General features: G+C 74.0%; 19 protein-coding genes. 13 read left to right on the top strand and 6 right to left on the bottom strand.

The window, feature by feature from the left end:
* Positions 1–147: 147 nt before the first annotated feature.
* Together AC067U_RS34660 and AC067U_RS34655 are read left to right on the top strand one after the other, a co-directional pair.
* A complete protein-coding gene (locus AC067U_RS34660) occupies positions 148–1,668 on the top strand; it encodes a hemolysin family protein (RefSeq protein ID WP_478833821.1) in 1,521 nt (506 codons plus the stop codon).
* Positions 1,665–2,717, top strand: a complete 1,053-nt coding sequence (locus AC067U_RS34655; protein ID WP_478833820.1) for a hemolysin family protein — start codon at positions 1,665–1,667, stop codon at positions 2,715–2,717. The genes AC067U_RS34660 and AC067U_RS34655 overlap by 4 nt, the downstream gene beginning before the upstream one ends.
* Positions 2,718–2,788: 71 nt before the next feature.
* Here the strand turns inward: AC067U_RS34655 and AC067U_RS34650 are convergent, their stop codons facing one another.
* From AC067U_RS34650 to AC067U_RS34640, 3 genes are all read right to left on the bottom strand, one after another.
* The gene (locus tag AC067U_RS34650) at positions 2,789–3,103 is read right to left on the bottom strand and encodes a response regulator transcription factor (RefSeq protein ID WP_478833819.1); all 315 of its coding nucleotides are present in this window, start codon (positions 3,101–3,103) and stop codon (positions 2,789–2,791) included.
* A 38-nt stretch (positions 3,104–3,141) separates the two neighbouring features.
* Positions 3,142–5,073: an AAA family ATPase gene (locus tag AC067U_RS34645; RefSeq protein WP_478833818.1), complete on the bottom strand. Its 1,932-nt coding sequence runs from the start codon at positions 5,071–5,073 to the stop codon at positions 3,142–3,144.
* Positions 5,074–5,418: 345 nt separating this feature from the next.
* Positions 5,419–6,057: a uridine kinase family protein gene (locus tag AC067U_RS34640; RefSeq protein WP_478833817.1), complete on the bottom strand. Its 639-nt coding sequence runs from the start codon at positions 6,055–6,057 to the stop codon at positions 5,419–5,421.
* A 262-nt stretch (positions 6,058–6,319) separates the two neighbouring features.
* On the opposite strand from AC067U_RS34640, the gene AC067U_RS34635 reads away from it, so the two are divergent.
* From AC067U_RS34635 to AC067U_RS34615, 5 genes are all read left to right on the top strand, one after another.
* Complete coding sequence (locus AC067U_RS34635) at positions 6,320–7,747, top strand: C39 family peptidase (RefSeq protein WP_478833816.1); 1,428 nt, start codon at positions 6,320–6,322, stop codon at positions 7,745–7,747.
* 80 nt (positions 7,748–7,827) lie between these two features.
* Complete coding sequence (locus AC067U_RS34630) at positions 7,828–8,253, top strand: SPW repeat protein (protein WP_478833815.1); 426 nt, start codon at positions 7,828–7,830, stop codon at positions 8,251–8,253.
* 201 nt (positions 8,254–8,454) lie between these two features.
* Entirely contained in the window at positions 8,455–8,604 is a 150-nt protein-coding gene (locus tag AC067U_RS34625; RefSeq protein ID WP_478833814.1) for an SCO1431 family membrane protein, read from the top strand.
* Positions 8,605–8,810: 206 nt separating this feature from the next.
* Entirely contained in the window at positions 8,811–9,521 is a 711-nt protein-coding gene (locus tag AC067U_RS34620; protein WP_478833813.1) for a TetR/AcrR family transcriptional regulator, read from the top strand.
* Between the two features lie 256 nt (positions 9,522–9,777).
* Positions 9,778–10,950, top strand: a complete 1,173-nt coding sequence (locus tag AC067U_RS34615) for an acyl-CoA dehydrogenase family protein (RefSeq protein WP_478833812.1) — start codon at positions 9,778–9,780, stop codon at positions 10,948–10,950.
* Between the two features lie 58 nt (positions 10,951–11,008).
* Here AC067U_RS34615 and AC067U_RS34610 read toward each other — a convergent pair whose 3' ends face one another.
* Positions 11,009–12,856: an RICIN domain-containing protein gene (locus AC067U_RS34610; protein ID WP_478833811.1), complete on the bottom strand. Its 1,848-nt coding sequence runs from the start codon at positions 12,854–12,856 to the stop codon at positions 11,009–11,011.
* Between the two features lie 225 nt (positions 12,857–13,081).
* Here AC067U_RS34610 and AC067U_RS34605 point away from each other — a divergent pair, with 225 nt between their 5' ends.
* Positions 13,082–13,447: a hypothetical protein gene (locus tag AC067U_RS34605; protein ID WP_478833810.1), complete on the top strand. Its 366-nt coding sequence runs from the start codon at positions 13,082–13,084 to the stop codon at positions 13,445–13,447.
* A gap of 42 nt (positions 13,448–13,489) precedes the next feature.
* Here AC067U_RS34605 and AC067U_RS34600 read toward each other — a convergent pair whose 3' ends face one another.
* Positions 13,490–13,735: a hypothetical protein gene (locus AC067U_RS34600; protein ID WP_478833809.1), complete on the bottom strand. Its 246-nt coding sequence runs from the start codon at positions 13,733–13,735 to the stop codon at positions 13,490–13,492.
* 387 nt (positions 13,736–14,122) lie between these two features.
* Here AC067U_RS34600 and AC067U_RS34595 point away from each other — a divergent pair, with 387 nt between their 5' ends.
* Both AC067U_RS34595 and AC067U_RS34590 read left to right on the top strand, forming a co-directional pair.
* Positions 14,123–15,259, top strand: coding sequence for an Rv3169 family protein (locus AC067U_RS34595; protein ID WP_478833808.1), 1,137 nt, complete (start codon positions 14,123–14,125; stop codon positions 15,257–15,259).
* A gap of 139 nt (positions 15,260–15,398) precedes the next feature.
* Positions 15,399–16,496, top strand: a complete 1,098-nt coding sequence (locus AC067U_RS34590) for a phosphotransferase family protein (protein WP_478833807.1) — start codon at positions 15,399–15,401, stop codon at positions 16,494–16,496.
* A gap of 187 nt (positions 16,497–16,683) precedes the next feature.
* Here the strand turns inward: AC067U_RS34590 and AC067U_RS34585 are convergent, their stop codons facing one another.
* Positions 16,684–17,115: a hypothetical protein gene (locus AC067U_RS34585; RefSeq protein ID WP_478833806.1), complete on the bottom strand. Its 432-nt coding sequence runs from the start codon at positions 17,113–17,115 to the stop codon at positions 16,684–16,686.
* Positions 17,116–17,328: 213 nt separating this feature from the next.
* Here AC067U_RS34585 and AC067U_RS34580 point away from each other — a divergent pair, with 213 nt between their 5' ends.
* The 3 genes from AC067U_RS34580 (at position 17,329) to AC067U_RS34570 (ending at position 20,520) form a co-directional block, all read left to right on the top strand.
* The gene (locus AC067U_RS34580) at positions 17,329–17,769 is read left to right on the top strand and encodes an Lrp/AsnC family transcriptional regulator (protein WP_478833883.1); all 441 of its coding nucleotides are present in this window, start codon (positions 17,329–17,331) and stop codon (positions 17,767–17,769) included.
* A gap of 181 nt (positions 17,770–17,950) precedes the next feature.
* On the top strand, positions 17,951–19,606 hold the full coding sequence (locus tag AC067U_RS34575; protein WP_478833805.1) for an amidohydrolase: 1,656 nt from the start codon (positions 17,951–17,953) through the stop codon (positions 19,604–19,606).
* 128 nt (positions 19,607–19,734) lie between these two features.
* Positions 19,735–20,520: a polyprenol monophosphomannose synthase gene (locus AC067U_RS34570; RefSeq protein WP_478833804.1), complete on the top strand. Its 786-nt coding sequence runs from the start codon at positions 19,735–19,737 to the stop codon at positions 20,518–20,520.
* Positions 20,521–20,527: the final 7 nt, after the last annotated feature.

Below are 20,527 nucleotides of genomic sequence, written 5' to 3'. Positions count from 1 at the left end.
GCGGGGCGCACACCTGTGCCCCGCCACCGGCCCCGGTTCCGACCAGGCCCGTGGGCACCTGCGACTTGAGGAGTGACTCCCTCCAGCAATGGACGGATCGTCCGGTAGTACCCGCGCCGCCCTCTCCCCGGAGGAGGCGGCGGCATCATGACCATCCCGCTACTCCTGCTCGGGGCGGCCTTCGTTCTCATCCTCGCCAACGGTTTCTTCGTGGCCGCCGAATTCGGCCTGGTCACCGTCGAGAAGCCGGAGGCCGAACGCGCCGCCGCCGAGGGCGACCGGCGCGCCCGCACCGTCGTCGAGGCGCTCCGCGAGCTGTCCTTCCAGCTCTCCGGCACCCAGCTCGGCATCACGATCACCTCCCTGGTGGTCGGCATGCTGGCCCAGCCGGCCCTCGCGGCGCTGCTCTCCGGCCCGCTCACCGCCACCGGCCTGCCCCGCGGTGCCGTACCCGGCATCGCCGTGGTCATAGGCATGCTGCTGGCCTCCGCCGTGCAGATGGTGGTCGGCGAGCTCGTCCCGAAGAACTGGGCGGTCTCCCGGCCGCTCCAGGTCGCCCGCTTCGTGGCCGGCCCGCAGCAGTTGTTCTCCCGCCTCTTCCGTCCGGTCATCGCCGGCCTGAACGCCGTCGCCAACCGGCTCGTCCGGGCGCTCGGCGTCGAACCCGCCGAGGAGCTGGCCTCCGCCCGCACCCCCGGCGAACTCGTCTCCCTGGTCCGCCACTCGGCCCAGGCCGGAGCGCTCGAACAGGACACCGCGGACCTGTTCGTCCGCACCCTCTCGCTCGGCGAGCTCACCGCGCAGCACGTGATGACCCCCCGGGTGAAGGTCAGCGCCCTCCAGTCCACGGCCACCGCCGCCGACGTGCTCAACCTGACCCGGGCCACCGGACTGTCCCGTTTCCCGGTGTACCGGGACCGGATCGACGAGATCACCGGCGTGGTCCACCTCAAGGACGCCCTCGCCGTTCGCGAGCCGGAACGCGCCCGGACGGGCGTGGCCCTGATCTCCGTGCCGCCGCTGCTGGTCCCGGGCACCCTGCCCGTGCAGCCGCTGCTGGAACTGCTCCGCAGCGAGCAGCCGATGGCGGTGGTCGTCGACGAGTACGGCGGCACCGCCGGGGTGGTCACCCTGGAGGACATCGTCGAGGAACTCGTCGGCGAGGTCCGCGACGAGCACGACCACGCCGACGCCCGGCCCGAGCTGGCACCCGTACCCGCCGAGGACGGCCGCCCCTCCTGGGAGGCCGACGGCAGCTGCCGCGTGCACACCCTGCGCCGGATAGGCCTGGAGGTGCCGGAAGGCCCGTACGAGACCGTGGCCGGTCTGGTCGCGGACCTGCTGGGCCGCATCCCGGCCCCGGGCGACCGGGCCGAACTGCCCGGCTGGAAGCTCTCGGTCCGCCAGGTCGGACGCAACCGGGCCGAACGGGTCCGGCTGGTCCGGGCCCTGCCGGCCACCCTTCCCGGCCCCGTGCCCGGGCTGGTCCCCGGTCCGCTCACCGCACCGGCCGCCCTCGGCGTCACCGCCCTCGCCGAGCCCGACTGCCGGACGGCCGCGCTCGTGCCCGGCGGCCACACCGCCGGCCACACCGCCGGCCACACCGCCGGCCACACCGCCGGCCACACCGCCGGCCGCGCCGCGGAGGCCGAGGCGGTCGTCCGGTGAACGCGCTCCAACTCCTCTTCGCCCTGCTCCTGGTGCTCGCCAACGGCTTCTTCGTCGGCGCCGAGTTCGCCCTGGTCTCGGTCCGCCGCAGCCAGATCGAGCCGCTCGCCGCCTCCTCCAAGCGGGCCCGCCAGGTGCTGCACGGCCTGGAGAACCTGCCCCGCATGATGGCGGCCGCCCAGTTCGGCATCACCATCTGCTCCCTCACCCTGGGCGCGGTCGCCGAACCCACGGTGGCCCGCCTGCTGGAGCCCGTCTTCCACGCCCTGCACGTCCCGCACGGCCTGATCCACCCCCTCGGCTACGCCGTCGCGCTCGCCGCGGTGGTCTTCCTCCACCTGGTCATCGGCGAAATGGTCCCCAAGAACCTCGCCATGGCCGCGCCCGAGCGGACCGCCCTCTGGTTCAGCCCCGGCCTGGTCGCCTTCGCCCGCGTCTGCGGGCCGGTCACCACCGCCCTCGGCGCCTGCGCGCACTTCGTGCTCCGCCTGTTCAAGGTGGAGCCCAAGGACGAGGTCGAGGCCGTCTACGACAGCTCCCAGCTGGGCCGGCTGGTGGAGGACTCCCGCCAGGCCGGACTGCTCGAACCGGTCGAGCAGCAGCGCCTGGAGGACGCCCTGGAACTGGGCAGCCGCCCGGTCACCGACGTCCTGCTGGCCCGCGACCGGCTGGTCACCGTCAAACCGTCGGCCACGCCCCGGCAGATCGAGCAGCTCACCGTCCGCACCGGGTACTCGCGCTTCCCGGTCCGCTCCCACACCGGCGCCTTCATGGGCTACGTCCACGTCAAGGACATCCTGGACCTGGAGGAACGGGAACGGGCCGTACCCCAGCGGGTCTGGCGGCGCATGCCCACCCTGTCGGCGACCCTGCCGCTGGACGACGTCCTGACGGTGATGCGCCGCTCCGCCACCCACCTCGCCCAGGTCGCCGACCAGACCGGCCGGATCCTCGGCCTGGTCGCCCTGGAGGACGTCCTGGAAACCCTGGTCGGCGAAGTCCGCGACCCGGCCCACCGGATGTCCGGAGCACACCCGACCGTCTCCTGACCCGGCCTGGCCCGGCCGGCCCCCGACCGGGCCAGGCCGGGTCGGGCCGGGTCGGGCCGGGTCGGGCCGGGTCAGGCCGGCTCCTCGTTCCCGCGCCCGGCCGGGACGACCAGACCCGTCTCGTACGCGGCGATCACCGCCTGGGCCCGGTCGCGGAGGCGGAGCTTGGCCAGGATCCGGGCCACGTGCGTCTTCACCGTGGCCTCACTGAGGTGGAGGCGGCCGGCCAGCTCCGCATGCCCGCCATGGGCCGCGCGGTCGGCACCACGATCCCACCCGCGGACATCGACGTGTACGATCCCTCGCTGCTCGCCCTGCTGGCGCCGGCCGGGATGGTGATCGCGCTGGCGGGCGCGCTGTTCTCCCGCCGGCTGGGCGACCCGCACGCCAACGGCCGCCGCCCTGCGCACGGAATGAGAGCCGGCTACAGCGGCGGAGGGTCCGGCCGGTCGCGGTCCGCCGGGCCCCGCCCGGACAGCACCTCCCCGTACGCCTGCATCAGGTCCGGCAGGCGCAGCGTCGCCAGGTCCTCCCGCGACGGCGTCCCCGCGTACCCCGCCAGCCGCAGGTCCCGGTACGCACAGCTCTTCTCGTACAGCGTGCGCAGGAACCGGCCGTTGCCCAGCTCGTCGATCCAGCCCTGCTCCACCACGTGCGCGCTGATGCTCCGGAGCTCCTCCAGCGCCTCCTCGTCCCAGCCGTCCCCGTTGGCGCTGGCCAGCACCCCGCCGATCGCCGTGAGCTCCGCCGGCCGGTAGCTGGGGAAGTCCACCCGGGTGGTGAATCGGGAGGACAGACCCGGGTTCGCCGCCAGCAGCCGGTCCATCCCCGCCGGGTACCCCGCCAGGATCACCACCAGGTGGTCCCGGTTGTCCTCGGCCCGCTTCAGCAGCACCTGCAGGGCCTCGTCCCCGTACGCGTCGCCCTTGCTGTAGCCCGAGTTCGACAGGCTGTACGCCTCGTCGACGAACAGCACCCCGCCGATCGCCGAGTCGATCAGCTCGTTCGCCTTCACCGCGGTCTGCCCCAGGAACTCGCCCACGAGGTCCGCCCGCTGTGCCTCCACCAGATGGTCCCCGCCCAGCAGCCCCAGCGCGTAGAACACCCGGCCCAGGATCCGCGCCACCGTGGTCTTGCCCGTGCCCGAGGGCCCGGAGAACACGAAGTGCCGTTTCGGGGGCTGTACGGGTAATCCCTGGCCGGCCCGCAGCCGGGCCATGTGCAGCTGCGCCGACAGCGCCTTGACCTGCCGTTTCACCGGCTCCAGGCCGACCATCCGCTCCAGCTCGGCCAGCGCCTGCGCGAGCAGCTCCGGATCCGGCGGACCGGCCGGCAGCCCGGCGGGCACCGGCTGCGCCGGCACCGGAGCCTTCCGCCGTACGCCGTCCCCGCGGCCCGCACCCGGCGGCGCCACCCCCGCACCGGCAGCGGTCCCCGGGCCCGCGCCCGGATAGCGGGGTTCGAGCGGCTCCCCGCCGAGCAGGGCGTCCGGATCCGCCGACGGGCCGTCCACCGCGGCCCCGCCGCCCAGCGCCACCGCCGCGAAGTCACCCCCGACCGGCGACAGGTCGTACCCCTCCAGCCCGTCGGACTCCGCGATCGCCGTCAGCCGGGCCGCCGTGTCCATGAACGCCGGATCCACCCGGTGCACGGCCCGGTACAGCGGCAGCGCGGCCGCGCTGCGCCCCGTCCCCTCGTGCGCCCGCGCCAGCCAGTACCGCAGCTCCTTGCGCTGCGGCTGCTCGCTGCGGCACCGCATCAGCGCCGTCGACAGCATCGGCTCCGCCTGCCCGTACATCTCCAGCCGGACCCGGGCCATCCCGCCGAACAGGCCCGCCTCGATGCCCAGCAGTGGATCGTCCACCAGCGGCTCGGTGTGCCGGACCAACTGCTCCCAGTCCTTGACCAGATACGCCCGGCAGGCGTGCAGGAAACGGACCTGCGGATCGGTGTCCACGGGCGGCAGGGCCGCCAACGCCTGGTCCAGCTCCGGCACATGACGGCCGTCCAGCCAGTGCGAGGCGTGCGCCAGCAGCAGGTCGCGCCGGCTCTCCAGGACCGGCTGCACCCACCAGCCCAGCCAGTACCAGGAGTTCAGGGTCCGCCGGTGGCGGGCGCGCTGCTCCCCGAACCGGTCCCGGTGGGTGTACATCCGCAGCAGCGCGTTGGTGGTGTCCACCCGCAGCGCGTGGAGCCCCAGCCAGGCGTCAGCCATGGTGGGATCCAGTCGTACGGCCGCCCGGAACTCGTCCTCGGCCTGCGGATAGGCGCCCATCGTGCAGGCGTCCACCCCTCGCAGCCAGGCGAGTTCGGCCGGGGCGGGCGCGCGGCCGCTGCCCTGCGTGCCGAAGTCCATCACGTCCCCCACAAGCCTGCCCCCGTGGCACGCGGGAACGACCGCCTCGTACAAGCGAGTTGTTCCGGCGTGGATGAATTCAGGCTGGCATCGTACCCGCGGCCGTCGGCCTTACGCAGTGCGCTGCGCGCACTGATCGAGTGCGTCCCACGGGGAGCACCGTGACGCAGGGTGAAGGAGGGGGAGGGGGTGCGGGCAGAACGAAGCCCCCGATCACGGGGGAACAACCGGGGGCTTCGTGTCCGCGGCGGTCGTGTGAGACCGCGCATTGAGAACGTAAGGCCGCCGCGGTCCCCAGGTCAAGCGGGTGTCGGCAGGCCGGCGGAAGCGGATTCCGGGGGCGGCTCAGGCGCGGGGGAGCTCGTCACCGTCGGTGACGGAACGCCGGGTTCCCGCCGTCCCTCCGTCCCCGGAAGTCCACTCGTACCCCGTAGCGCACTGGCGCACCAGGGTGTCCGCGTAGGGGCGCGAAGGATCATCCGAGAAGTGCGCGAGCTCCGCGCGCTCCCATCCGTCCCAGAAGCTCGCGAGTTCGCTCCCGTCCCGCGCGCGGCCCCGCACCCAGGAGTGCTCGCGCGGGGTCTCCATCCACAGCAGGCGGGCCAGGTGCGGCCGCAGCTCCCGCCGGCCGGCGCCCACGCCCTCGATCAGCACCAGCGGAGCGGGCTCCAGCACCCGCGCCGGTCCGAAGCGGCGCTCCACCCAGTCGTACGGTTCCCAGTGTGCGGCCCGTCCGGCGGCGAGCGGTTCCAGCACCTGCCGGCGCAGCCGCCCGGTCCACTCGAAGAGCTCGTCGTGGCTGGCGATGTCGTCCAGGTGCAGCACGGGCACGTCCCCGCCGAGCGCCCCGGCCAGCCGCCCCGCGAAGGTGCTCTTGCCGGACCCGGCGTGCCCGTCGATCCCGACCAGCCGCACGGCCCCCGCGGACGGCGCCGTCCCGCGCAGTTCCCGCGCGAACGCCTCGAACCCCAGCTCACTCCACACGCGCCCCACGATACGCACCGCGCTCGACCGAGGTGCGGGCAGGCGTTCCGCAGGGCGATGGGGGTGGAGGTCCCCCGGACGGAGCCCGGGGAGGCGGGCACACCGGGATCGCCACCGCCGGCCCGGTCCCGCCCCACCGAAGCCATGGGGCAGCTCCGCCGCAGCCCGGCGGGGCGCGACACGCACGGCCGGGCCCTGGCCCGGAGGGCCCATGAACTGGGACGCTGGGCCGAGCCGTCGCCCGTCCCACCAGGGGGTACCCATGACCGACCTCACCCCGCGCCGCACCCTGCTCGCCGCCGCCCTGGCCGCGGCCGCCGGCGCGGGCGGCGCCCGTACCGCCGCCGCGGCGGAGGGCGCGGACGGCGCGGAGACACCCGCCGGCGCTCACGCCGAGCCCTCCGACACCGTGGCCGAGCCGGCGGACCCGGTCGCGGCGGACACCGCCGCGGCCGTGACCCCCACCGTCGACAACCGCTTCTGGTACGGCCTCGCCCACTGGACCGCCGGCACCCACGAGGGCACCGCCCCCGACCCCCACCCCGCCCTCACCTTCCACGCACCCGTCGGCCGCACCGAGTACACCGATCCCCACACCGGCCGGAAGAGCACCTGGGAGTACGCCACCTGGACCTCCCCCGTACACCGCTCCACCGTCCCCGCCACCGAGATCATCGCCTCCTGGAACGCCCACACCCCCGCCGGCACCTGGCTCCGCGTCGAGCTGCGCGGCACCTACACCGACGGCACCCGCACCCCCTGGTACGTCATCGCCTGCTGGGCCGCCGGTGACACCGACATCCGCCGCACCTCCGTCGACGGCCAGACCGACGGCCGGTCCACCGTCTGGACCGACACCCTCACCGTCGACGACCCGGAGAAGGCCAAGGGCCTCCGCCTGCGCGACTGGCAGCTCCGCCTCACCCTCCACCGCCGTCCGGGCTCCGCCGCCTCGCCCCGGGTGCTGCTCGCCGGTGCCATGGCCTCCGACGTGCCCGACCGCTTCACCGTGCCCGCCGCCACCCCCGGCCCGGCCCGCGAGCTGGCCGTCCCGCGCTACTCCCAGGAGGTCCACGCCGGCCGGTACCCGCAGTACGACAACGGCGGCGAGGCCTGGTGCAGCCCCACCTCCTCCCAGATGATCATCGAGTACTGGGGCCGGAAGCCCGCCCCCGCCGACCTCGCCTGGGTCGACCGCTCCTACGCCGACCCGCAGGTCTGCCACGCGGCCAGGTCCACGTACGACCACGCCTACAAGGGGTGCGGCAACTGGCCGTTCAACGCCGCCTACGCCGGGACCTACTCAGGGCTGGCCGGTGTGGTCACCCGGCTGACCTGCCTCACCGAGCTGGAGACCCTGATCCGGGCCGGGATCCCGGTGATCACCTCCCAGTCCTTCAAGGAGGGGGAGCTGACCGGCGCCGGCTACGGCACGGCCGGGCACCTGATGACCGTGATCGGGTTCACCGATGCCGGGGACGTGATCGCCAACGACCCCAACTCGGCGGACAACGCCGCCGTCCGCCGCGTCTACCGGCGGCGCGAATGGGAGAACGTCTGGCTGCGGACCAAGCGCCACAACGCTTCCGGCAAGGTCGTCTCCGGCACCGGCGGGATCTGCTACGTCTACGCGCCGACCCGTCTGGACGTCGTCGGGATCGAGGCGCTGAAAGCCGCACGGGTGCTGTGACATCCGGCATGACCTGGGACGCAAGCGGGCATAAGCTGGACATAAAGGGCATTGAACACGTCTCTAGGAGGCGGCCCGCCATGACCACCCATCCCAGAATCGAACACCACCCCGACCTCGCCGAGATGCGCTCCCGGTTCGAGCGGGTGACCACCACCCCCCGTGCGCAGGCCGTGGAAGCGCTGGCCCTGATCACGGGCCTGTACCTGGCGGCCTCGCCCTGGATCGCCGGGTTCAGCGGCTTCGGCCCGCTGGCCGTCAACAACCTGATCACGGGTCTCGCGTTCTGCGTCTGCATGAGCGGCCTCGGCTCCGCCTATGAGCGCACGCACGCGATGGCCTGGACGGCGGTCGCCCTGGGCGCGTGGACCATCATCGCGCCGTGGGCGATCGCGGGCGAAATGGACACGACCCGTACCGTGGTCAGCAACGTGATCGCCGGTGCCGTCGCCCTCTGCCTCGGCCTGGCCATGGTGGGCATGGCGGGACGGGAGCGCGCCGGCTGACCGGCCCGCACCCGGCCCGACCGGGACGGATAGGGCCTGACCAGGCCTGATGCGACCCGGCAGCCGGCCCCATCGGGACACCGGGGCCCCGACGGCAGTGACCAACGTCTCTACCGTCGGGGCCCCTTCCGCTGGCACATTGGAGGGACGTCCGGGGGGAGCGACCGTCCGTCTGCCCGCCGAACCGATGCGAGACCACCCATGACTGCTGACACCGCCGCCCTGTCCCGCGCCCGGAACCTCGTCCGTACCGGTGGCCCCAAGGACGACTCCAAGTGGCTGGAGAACCTCTGCGGCTGGGCCCTGGTGGTCGTCGTGGCCATGTTCGTCACCCAGGTCGGCTGGCTCTAGAACCGTCGCGGCACCAGCGCGGCTGCGCCCGCCCGCGCGCCGCGCCTCGTACGCCGTGCACCGCACTCCGTACCCCCGTGCCGGAAGTGATGCGGAAACGGTGTGGAAACGGTGCCGAACCGGTGCGGAACCGAAGGCCGGGCGGGCCGCCGGACGGGTGCGATACTGCGGGCATCTCCACCGGCAGTTCGAAGCTAGGGCCGAATTTGAACAATAGTCAACAACGGGGAACGACCGCGCGCTCGCAGCATCGCAGAGCCGAACTCATAGCGCTCGGACGCAAGTTGTTCGCCGACACCGCCTACGACGCGGTCTCCATGGACGACATAGCCAAGCAGGCCGGCGTCGCCAAGGGGTTGATGTACTACTACTTCAAGAGCAAGCGCGGCTACTACCTGGCCATCGTCGAGGACTCGCTCGCCGAGCTGGTCGCCCGCGCGGGCGGCGACACCGACCTCCCCGGCGCCGAACGGGTCCGCCGCACCATCGACGGCTACCTGCACTACGCCGAACACCATCAGGCCGCCTACCGGACCGTCGTCACCGGCGGGGTCGGCTCGGACGCCGAGGTGCTGGCCATCCGCGACGCCGTCCGCGAAGAGCTCGTCGCCACCATCGCCGAGGGGGCGTACGGGCGCCGCGAGGTGCCCCCGCTGGCCAGGATCGGCCTGATCGGCTGGCTGTCCGCGGTCGAGGGGGCCACCCTCGACTGGATCGGCCCTCCCGACCGGACCCGACCGGACCACCCGCACGGTCCCGGCCGCCCCGACCGGGCGCTGCTCGCCGCCATGCTCGTACGCCAGCTCCGGGCCGTGCTGACGGTCATCGCAGAGTTCGTCCCCGAATGTCCGGCGCCGCCTCCCGCGCCGGAACCGCTGGCGGACTCGATCCCGTTCACCCTGCCTCCCGCGGAGTAGTCCGCGCGGTGGTCCGGGCCCGGTGCGGCCACCGCCCTCGAGCACGGCTCGACGGGCGGTCCGCTCCGGATCCCCGTGATCTTTCCGCTCGTGACGCGAAGCCCCTGATCGTGCATACTCGACCCGCCGCAGCCGCTGGTCAGCCCCTACCGTGATCCGGGAGGGGCAGCACGGGCTGCCGCGAACACCGAACCCGGCGTCGCGTCCCACACCTGACGCGCCGCCGCCGTGCCCGATCAGGGAGGAGAGTGTCGCCATGACCGACCGCGCCCCGCAGCCGGTGGACCGTCAGCTGCCCACCGAGGAGTCCCGGGACCTCCTTGCACTCGTGCGGGAGATCGCCGCACGCGAGATCCGTCCCTCGGCCGCCGAGCAGGAGGAGGCCGGCCACTTCCCGCGCGAGGTCTTCCGGCTCCTCTCCGACTCGGGACTGCTGGGTCTGCCGTACGCCGGGGAGTTCGGCGGCGGCGAGCAGCCGTACGAGGTCTACCTCCAGGTCCTGGAGGAGCTGGCCGCGGCCCGCCTCACCGTCGGCCTCGGCGTCAGCGTCCACTCGCTCGCCTGCCACGGGCTGGCCGGCTTCGGCACCAAGCAGCAGCAGGCCGCGCACCTGCCCGACATGCTGGGCGGCGGCCTGCTCGGCGCCTACTGCCTCTCCGAGCCCTCCTCCGGATCCGACGCGGCCTCCCTGACCACCAAGGCGGTCCGTGACGGCGAGGACTGGGTGATCACCGGCACCAAGGCGTGGATCACCCACGGCGGCATCGCCGACTTCTACACCGTGATCGCCCGCACCGGCGGCGAGGGGCCGAAGGGCATCACCGCCTTCCTGGTCCCCGGCGACGCGGAGGGCCTCTCGGCGGCCGTCCCCGAGAAGAAGATGGGCATGAAGGGCTCGCCCACCGCCCAGCTGCACTTCGACGGGGTGCGCGTGCCGGACAGCCGGCGGATCGGCGAGGAGGGCCAGGGCTTCACCATCGCGCTGGCCGCCCTGGACGCGGGCCGCCTCGGCATCGCGGCCTGCGCCATCGGCGTCGCCCAGGCGGCCCTGGACGAGGCGCTGGCGTACGCCACGGACCGCAAGCAGTTCGGCCGCCCGATCTCCGACTTCCAGGGCCTTCGCTTCATGCTGGCCGACATGGCCACCCGCATCGAGGCCGGGCGGGCGCTCTACCTGGCCGCGGCCCGGCTCCGGGACGCGGGCAAGCCCTTCTCCCGCCAGGCGGCGATGGCCAAGCTGTTCTGCACCGACGCGGCGATGGCGGTGACCACGGACGCCGTCCAGGTCCTCGGCGGCTACGGCTACACCCAGGACTTCCCCGTCGAGCGGCTGATGCGCGAGGCCAAGGTCCTGCAGATCGTCGAGGGCACCAACCAGATCCAGCGCATGGTCATCGCCCGCCACCTGGCCGGCCCCGAAACGCGCTGACCCGCGCCCGCCCGCCCGCCCGCGCCGCCCGTCGCCGCCGACAGGGCCCGTGGACCGCTCACACCCGCCAGAGCGCCCACGGGTCGTCGGAGCAGCCCCGCTGCAACGCCCGCTCCTTGGCCCGGGAGGCGGCGGGGAGCGCGAGGCACTTCCCGCTGTGGCGGTTCACCAGCTGCCAGGCACCGTGGGCAGGGCGGTAGCGGAAGGTCCAGTACTGATCGGGGTGGAGACCGTTCTCGTCCCCGCACAGGAACTGGGTGACCGGAACGTCCTCGGCGGTGTCCCCGGCATCGACGGACAGGCACATCCCGCTGTGCCGGTTGCGGATCGAGTACAGGGCTCCGTCCCGGCCGGGGCCCTCGGACGTGAGCTGCCAGTCGTGTTCCGCACCGGCCCCGCAGACGGCGTGGACCATGGGCTCGCCGGGCATCGTGCTGCCGTCCGGCGAGCCCAGGCAGAGCCGGCTGGCCGCATTGGTGAACCGCAGCCACCCTCCGGGGATCGCGGGTGTCTCCGGCCCGGTCGGCCGGGTCATGCCGCCGCCGGGCGGGGTGCCGCCCGGGCTGCCGCTGCCGCCCGGCGTCGGCACCGACGCCGGTCCGGTCGGTGACGTGGCGGGCGGGGAGCCCGCGCCCGGCGACGGCCCGGGTACGGCCGGCGGCGGAGCCGGGGACGACAGCCCGCTCGGCGCGCTCGCCGGAGCCGACGGGGCCCCGCTCGCCGAGGGCGGTGAAGACGCACTCGCCGGACCGCCGCCGGTCCCGGCCGACGAGGCGGGAGCCCACGGCCCCCGGGGTACCAGGACGGCTTCCCGAAGACCGGTCCCGGCCTGGGCGGGACCGGGCCGGCTCAGCACCACCACGGAGGTGGCCGCGACCAGGGCGATGCAGAGGGTGGCGACCGCGGCGGTGACGGCCGGCACCATCCTGCCCGTGCCCCCGGCCCCGGATCTCCGGCCGGGCCCCGGGCCGGCCTTCCGACCCGGGGCCGTCACCGGCAGCTCCCCGGCAGCCGCGCCGGAGCTCCCCGAGGCGCCGCCGACGGCCGCGACGGCGGCGACGGCCGCGATGGCCGTGTCACGGGCGGACGCGGGATGGACGGCGGACACCGAGGCGTGGTCCAGCCGCTCCAGGACCACTCCGTCCAGGACCCCCTCCTCCAGGACCCCCTCCTTCAGGACCCCCTCCTCCAGGACCGCCTCCTCCAGGGGCACCCCCTCCAGGACCTCGCCGTCCAGGACCTCACCGTCGTCCGGTGCGTCCGCGGCCGGCCGTGACCGCGTCCGCTCCCACAGGCGGAGCAGCTGCTCGCGCTGGTCCTCCAGCGCGCTGCCCACCCGTACCAGCGCCAGGCACAGCCCGGTGCCGGCCGGGGCGGTCCGAGCCCCGGCCTCCGCCTCCACCGCCGCCTGCTCGTACGCCTCCCGCGCCGCCTCCCGTAGCGCCCAGGCCGCGCCCAGCCGGTCGTACGCGCTGTCCAGCAGCACCGGCTCCACCGCGCCCCGCGGGGGCGACGGCGGGGGAGCGGTCCGCCGGCGCAGCAGCATCGCGATGATGGCGAGCAGGCTCTCCACCAGCTGTCCCGACTCGGCGAGGTCGGCCTCGGCGCGACGCAGCGCCTCGCCCCGCTCCGGCGCGGGCCGGACCCGCGCCTCGGCGGCCAGGGCCCGTTCGTGCAGCCGGTGCGCCCGGCGCAGCATGGCCTCGCGACCACGGGCGTCGCGCACCCGGTCGCGGACCACGGCGTTGAGCCGGCCCAGGGGGACGACCCGCGCGCCGGAGCGGTACTCGCTCCAGATCGTCTTGCCGCCGCCGTAGCGTTCGGCCAGCTCCCGGACGGTCAGGGCATCCGTCAGCCCGTGCAGGAAGCGCGCGAGATCGTTCGCCTCCTCGCTCGCTCCCCGCAAGGCTCCCTGCGGACGGCCAGTCCTCACCTTCGCCCCCCGTTGTCCGTGGACAACCCGCGTTGTCCGCCTGCCTCACTCCGTTGACCTGCGAACTCGTCAGAAGGCCGGTCCGGCCAAGGCGCCGGACCGGCCAGCGTGAGCCAACCGGCGGCACCGCACCCGGCACAAGGAGGTTTCACGCCTCATGGGCATCGGCGTCCGCCACCTCATCGACGGAAGGGCACCATGAACCTCACCAGGACCATCCGTACCTCTGCGGCCGTATCCCTCGCCGCCTTGGCCGTGGTCGCCGGGACGGCGGGCACGGCCAGTGCGAAGACGGGCAGCGAATGGGTTTGGGCGGGCGCGAACTGTGCCGCGATCCAGAAGGTGATCCTCCAGGGCGGCCACGAGTACATGGCCGTCAACCCGAAGGTGACCAACGGCGTGTGCGAGTTCGCTCTGTGGAGCTGGCGGACCGGTAGCTACGTGTACGGGCCGACGACCAGCGGCGCCCAGTCCCCGTACCTGTGGGACGGCCCCGACCAGTCGATGTCGGCCTGCGTCCGCCCGGCCCGGTACACGGACTGGAGCTGCGGCACGGCGAACTGACCCGCGGTCGCTGCGGCGGCTGGACGTCCTTCCGGTCCTCGTTCAGACGTCCTTCCGGTCGTCCGTCCAGTCGTCCTGCCAGTCGTCGAACAGCGGACCGCTGGGCCAGACGGGGGCGGTGGCGACGCGGACCCACTCCGGGTCGCGTTGCCCCGGCACCGTCCGGCCCTCGCCGACCCAGCGGTCGACCAGGTTCCGGTAGATGGGCGGGTCGGCCGCGGGCTGTGCGGCCGGCGCGGGCGGAGCGGCCGACAGGGGCAGCCCGGCCGACCGGGGCAGCGCGGTCACGGGCTGCGCGCCCCGCCCGCCCGCGCCCTTGGCGGAGAAAGGCTGCTGAACCGATTCTTCGTGCGGCGCAGGCGTTCCGCGCCGCCGTCTGCCCGTTGAAGCGTCAAGCACGTTCATGCCGGGGCCAACGCGGGGCGTGCGCCGGGGGTCACGGGGCGCATCTGTTCGGGGCCTCCCCGTCGTACGGGGGTCGGTGGGGAGACGAACGGGGGGCGGTGCGGAGGCGCACCGGGTGCCGGGCGGGCGGGGGAGGGGCGGAGGGTCGGCACGCCCTCCCCCATGGCGCGGGGTGTCGAAGTGTCAGTAAGTGACACGAGTCTGGTCGCGCGCACGGTTTCTGACGTACCGTCATATCGCCGAGCCGCCCCCGCGCCCAGGAGGTTTGCCATGCCCGCGGACCGCCCCATCGCCTTGGACGAATACCCCGTCCACCAGGCCCCGCTCTCGATGAAGCACGTGGTCACCGGCGACCGGAACGCCTACGACCGCTGCATCTTCCACGTCTTCGACCACGCCGGACGCGCCGTCCTCATCCTCGGCCTCGGCGTCTACCCCAACACCGGGGTGATCGACGCCTACGCCACCCTCCGCACCGGCGACGAGCTCCTCGCCGTCCGCACCTCCGACGCCCTCACCGACGACCGGATGAACCTCTCCGTCGGCCCGCTCCGGATCACCGTCGACACCCCGCTCAAGCAGCTCAGCCTGCACTGCGACCCCGACCCCGCCGACCCCGAAGGCCTCTCCTTCGACATCACCTGGACCGCGGAGTTCCCCGCCGTCTGGGAACCCCACCACGTCCAGCGGCGCGGCGACCGCCTGATGCTGGAGGGCCGCAGGTTCGTCCAGGCCGGGAACGTCATCGGCACCATCCGCGCCAAGGGCGAGGAGTTCCGGCTGACCCCGGGGGAGTGGACCGGCACCCGCGACCGCAGCTGGGGCGTGCGTCCCATCCCCGGCGAGGACGGCGGCCGCGCCGCCGAGGAGCACCGCACCGAAGGCTTCCACTGGCTCTGGATCCCCGTCCGCTTCGAGGACCGCTTCCTCATGGTGATCGCCCAGGAGGACGCCGACGGCCACCGCACCCTCAACGAGGCCCTCCAGGTCTTCCCCGAGAGCACCGGCCGCCACGACGTCCAGCTCGGCTGGCCGCACGCCGACATCGCCTACCGCAGCGGCACCCGCCACCCGGAACGCGCCGTCATCCACCTCACCGACCCGGTCTCCCGCAAGCCCCTCGAACTCGGCGTCGAGATCCTGAACTCCTCGCCCCTCGCCGTCGGCGCCGGCTACCCGCCCGCCGCCGACTGGCAGCACGGCAGCTGGCAGGGGCGCGGCTGGACCGACCGCCGCGTCTACGACCTCTCCGACCCCTCGGCCCACCCGATGGCCGCGTACGGAGTGACCGACCACTCCGCCCGCTTCACCCTCGACGGGCAGACCGGCCACGGCATCTTCGAGCACGGCAGCTTCGGCCGCCACGACCCGAGCGGGTTCACCGACTTCGGCTCCGTCGCCCCCTGAGCTGCGCACCGCACCCTCCGCGCGCCCCGCGACCCGTCCCGGAGAACCCACGGGACCCCACAGGACCCACGGGACCCCACGGGGCCCCACAGGACCCCAAGAAGCCCAAGAACCCCAGGAATCCAGAGATAGGGGCAGCATGGCAACGGCACCACGACCCCGCACCTCCACCCGGGACCCCGAAGAACTCGGCCGCCGCCTCACCGCCTGGCTGGACGGCAAGCTCCCCGGCGCCACGGTCACCGGCATCTCCGTCCCCGGCTCCAACGGCATGTCCAGCGAGACCCTGCTCTTCGACATCGAGCACCCCGGCACCCCGGTACGCGCCTGCGCCCTGCGACTGGCCGCGGACCCGGCCGCGTACACCGTCTTCCCCACCTACGACATGCCCCGCCAGCACCGCGTGATGAGCCTGGTCGCCCGGCACACCGACATCCCCGTGCCGCGCGTGCAATGGCTGGAGGAGGACCCCGCCCCGCTCGGCGCGCCCTTCTTCGTGATGGACCGGGCCGAGGGGCGCGTCCCGCCGGACGTCATGCCCTACACCTACGAGGGCAACTGGCTGCACTCCGCCACCGACGCCCAGCGCGCCGAACTCCAGGAGGAGAGCATCTCGCTGCTCGCCCGCCTGCACGACCGGTTCCCGGTGAAGGAAGCCGAGTTCCTCCTCCCCGACGGTCCCGGCAGTCCGCTCCGCCGGCACGTCGACGCCTCGCGCGCCTACTACGCCTGGGTGGTACGGGGCCTCTCCCGGTCACCGCTCCTGGAATCCGCCTTCGAGCGGCTGGAGGAACTCTGGCCCGCCGACGAGGGCGACCCCGTCCTCAACTGGGGCGACGCCCGCATCGGCAACGTCATCTACGAGAACGACGGCTTCCGGCCGGTCGCCGTCCTGGACTGGGAGATGGCCGCCTGCGCCCCGCGCGAGGTCGACCTCGGCTGGACGGTCTACCTCCACCGCTTCTTCCAGGACCTCACCGTCGGCTTCGGCCAGCCCGGCCTGCCCGGCTTCCTGCGCCGCGAGGACCTGGAGCGCAGGTATGCCGAACTGACCGGGCACACCCCGCGCGACATGGAGTTCCACACCCTGTACGCGGCACTGCGGCACGGCATCGTGATGCTGCGCATCGCCTACCGGCAGGCCCACTTCGGCGAGGTCGAGGTCCCCGCGGACCCGGACGGCCTGATCCTGCACCATGGCAGCCTGGCCGCCATGGTGCAGGGCACCTATTGGTAGCGACGCCAGGCCCCCGAAGGGCCGGCGAGGACCTGCCGGGACGTCAACACCCCTGTCCGGCAAGACCCTTCGGGGCCGCGGCGGCAGCAGCGGGGCCGGTGCTGCGGCGGCTCCGCGCCGGTGGGGCGGCGGATGTACGGCGCTTGCGCGGCGGTGGTGGTGCGGCGCTCCGTGGCCGCAGGGCCCGTCAGGCCGCCTGGGCGTGTGCCTGGCGCAGCTGCGGTGCCGCCGGTGCCACCAGCCGGACCGGACGCGAGCCGGGACCGCCCACGTGCGAGAACGGCTGCGTCCGCCAGTCCAGTCCCTGAGGCAGCGTCAGCAACACGACGGGCGCGGGCTCCTGGAGCTCCACGGAGCCGATGGCCGGCAGCGCCTCGGCGACCGTACGCCCCGTACCGGCGCACACGGTCAGCCCGAACGGGTTCCACGGGGTCAGGCAGAGGGCGTGCTGCGGCAGGTGCTCCTCGTCCGCCACGAGTGCGATCGACTGGCCGCAGTCGGGGCACGTCGCGTGGCGGATCTCGAACGGCTCGGCGTCCTCGAGGTAGTCGTCGTCCTCGGCGTCGATCGGTTCGAATGGCTCCGGCTCGCTGCGGTCGGCGCGCTTGGTGTTCAGCATGGTTCGTACTCCCCCTTGGGTGGGCCGGGCGGGCATTCGGCCTCGGCCACGGCAAACACTTCCCGCCATGCCGCACGAGTAACCACGACACCCTGACAGAGGGGTGCATACCCCTGTGGCATTCGTCACATGCCTGCCGCAGGTGCCACGTGCGGTGAGACGGTACTGGGCTTGGACGGGCCATGGGCCTTAGGTTGTGCGGCTATGAGCGCAATGGAGGAGTTGGACCGCCAGATCGTGGATCTGCTCGTGCGGGACGGGCGGATGAGCTACACGGACCTGGGCAAGGCCACGGGCCTGTCCACGTCGGCGGTCCACCAGCGAGTACGCCGCCTGGAACAGCGCGGCGTCATCCGCGGGTACGCGGCAGTCGTCGACCCCGAGGCCGTCGGGCTGCCCCTGACCGCCTTCATCTCGGTCAAACCGTTCGACCCCTCGGCCCCGGACGACATCGCGGAGCGCCTGGCCGGTGTGCCCGAGATCGAGGCCTGCCACAGCGTCGCCGGCGACGAGAACTACATCCTCAAGGTCCGCGTGGCCACCCCACTTGAACTGGAAGACCTGCTGGGCCGCCTGCGCGCGCTCGCCGGCGTCTCGACCCGCACCACCGTCGTCCTGTCCACTCCCTACGAGGCCCGGCCGCCGAAGATCTAGCGGATCCGGCGGGCCGGCGCCCGCCGGCCGACACGCAAGCCGCGCAGCAGGGGCGCGGGAGGGGTGCCCGGACTTTCCTCCGGGAGACGGGACACGGGACACGGGACACGGTCCGCCGCGCCCGGCCGCTCCGGTCGCCCCGGCGCCGGCCGGGTGTCCGGCACGGGGGAGACTGGTCCCCATGACCTCTGGCGCGACCCCGCACAACGACCACCACCCCGCCACCGCCCCGGCCCCGGCCACCCGAACCGTGCTGCTGCGCGGCGGTGACGTCCACAGCCCCGCCGACCCCTTCGCCACCGCGATGGTCGTCGAGCGCGGCCACATCGCCTGGGTCGGCTCCGAAGGCGCCGCCGATGCCTTCGCCCAGGGAGTCGACGAGGTCGTCGACCTCGACGGGGCGCTCGTCACGCCCGCTTTCACCGACGCCCACGTGCACACCACCTCGGCGGGCCTCGCCCTGACCGGGCTGGACCTGACCCGCGCCACCTCGCTCAGCGAGGCGCTGGACCTCGTACGCGCCCACGCCGAGCGGCGGCCCGCGGACCGGGTGCTCCTCGGCCACGGCTGGGACGCCGCCCGCTGGCCCGAACGGCGCGCCCCGCACCGGGAGGAGCTGGACCGGGCCACCGGCGGACGCCCCCTCTACCTCAGCCGCATCGACGTGCACTCCGCGGTGGTCACCACCGCCCTGCTCGACCGGGTGCCCGCCATCCGGGAGACGGCCGGCTTCCACGAGGGCGAGCCGCTGACCCGCGAGGCCCACCACGCCGTCCGCGCCGCCGCCCTCGCCGCGGTCACCCCCGCGCAGCGGGAGGAGGCGCAGCGCACCGCGCTCCGGCACGCCGCCTCCCTGGGCATCGGGTCCGTCCACGAGTGCGGGGGACCGGAGATCTCGTCCCCCGAGGACTTCGCCGGCCTGCTGGCCCTCGCCGCGGCGGAGCCGGGGCCGCGGGTCTTCGGCTACTGGGCCGACCGGGACCTGGAGCTGGCCCGTGAGCTCGGGGCCATCGGCGCCGCCGGGGACCTGTTCGTGGACGGCGCGCTCGGGTCGCACACCGCCTGCCTGCACGCCCCCTACGCCGACGCCGCCCACACCGGCACCGGGTACCTGGACGCGGCGGCCGTCGCGGACCACGTCGCCGCCTGTACCGAGGCCGGCCTGCAGGCCGGGTTCCACGCCATCGGGGACGCCGCGATCGGGGCCGTGGTCGATGGGGTCCGCGCGGCCGCCGAGAAGGTGGGCACGGCCCGGATCCGGGCGGCCCGGCACCGGATCGAGCACGCGGAGATGATGACCCCGCAGGCCATCGCGGCCTTCGCCGACCTGGGCCTCACCGCCTCCGTGCAGCCCGCCTTCGACGCGCACTGGGGCGGCGAGGACGGCATGTACGCCGATCGGCTGGGCGTCGAGCGGGCCCGCACCCTGAACCCCTTCGCCGCCCTGCTCAAGGCCGGAGTACCGCTGGCCTTCGGCTCGGACGCACCGGTCACCGACCTCGACCCCTGGGGCACCGTCCGCGCCGCCGCCTTCCACCGGACACCCGAGCACCGGATCTCCGTCCGGGCCGCCTTCACCGCGCACACCCGGGGCGGCTGGCGGGCCGTCGGCCGGGACGACGCCGGTGTGCTGGTGCCCGGCGCGCCCGCCGACTACGCGGTGTGGCGGACCGCCGAACTGGTGGTCCAGGCGCCCGACGACCGGGTGGCCCGCTGGTCCACCGACCCGCGGTCCGGCACCCCGGGGCTGCCCGACCTGACCCCGGGCGCGGACCTCCCGGTGTGCCTGGCGACGGTGGTCGGCGGCCACGAGGTCTACGTCCGCGACCGGGACTGATCCGCGGCCGGGACCGGTCCTCCGGAGCGACCCGCCCGGCAGGGGTGTCCGGCGGATCAGGGCCCGATCCGCCGGACACCCCTTTAGAGTGGGTACGGCAGCACGCACAAGGTACGTAAGGGGAATCAGTGAGCGACGGCGGGGAGCGGCGGTACGGACCGCTCGGCACGGCTCTGGTGATCATTCCGACCTACAACGAGGCGGAGAACATCGGGCCGATCGTCTCCCGGGTGCGCGCGGCGGTGCCGGACGCGCACGTCCTGGTCGCCGACGACAACAGTCCCGACGGCACCGGCAAGCTCGCCGACGAGCTGGCGGCGGAGGACGAGCAGGTCCACGTGCTGCACCGGAAGGGCAAGGAAGGGCTCGGCGCCGCCTACCTGGCCGGCTTCGCCTGGGGCCTGGAACACGACTACGGCGTGCTGGTGGAGATGGATGCCGACGGCTCCCACCAGCCCGAGGAACTGCCCCGGCTGCTGACCGCCCTCAAGGGCGCGGACCTGGTGCTCGGCTCCCGCTGGGTGCCGGGCGGCCGGGTGGTCAACTGGCCCAAGCACCGCGAGATCCTCTCGCGCGGCGGCTCCACGTACTCCCGGCTGATGCTCGACGTGCCGATCCGCGACGTCACCGGCGGCTACCGGGCCTTCCGGCGCGAGACGCTGGAGGGGCTCGGCCTGGACGAGGTCGCGTCGGCCGGCTACTGCTTCCAGGTCGACCTGGCCCGGCGGGCCGTGCAGAAGGGCTTCCACGTGGTGGAGGTCCCGATCACGTTCGTGGAGCGCGAGTTCGGCGACAGCAAGATGAGCAAGGACATCGTGGTCGAGGCCCTGTGGCGGGTCACGACCTGGGGACTGTCCACGCGCGCGGCGAAGCTCGGCATCCCGGGGACGGGCCCGCGCGGCGGCCGGAGCTGAACCCTCC

The organism is Streptomyces sp. NPDC043853 (assembly GCF_056436025.1).
This window is presented reverse-complemented; position numbering and strand designations above follow the sequence as displayed.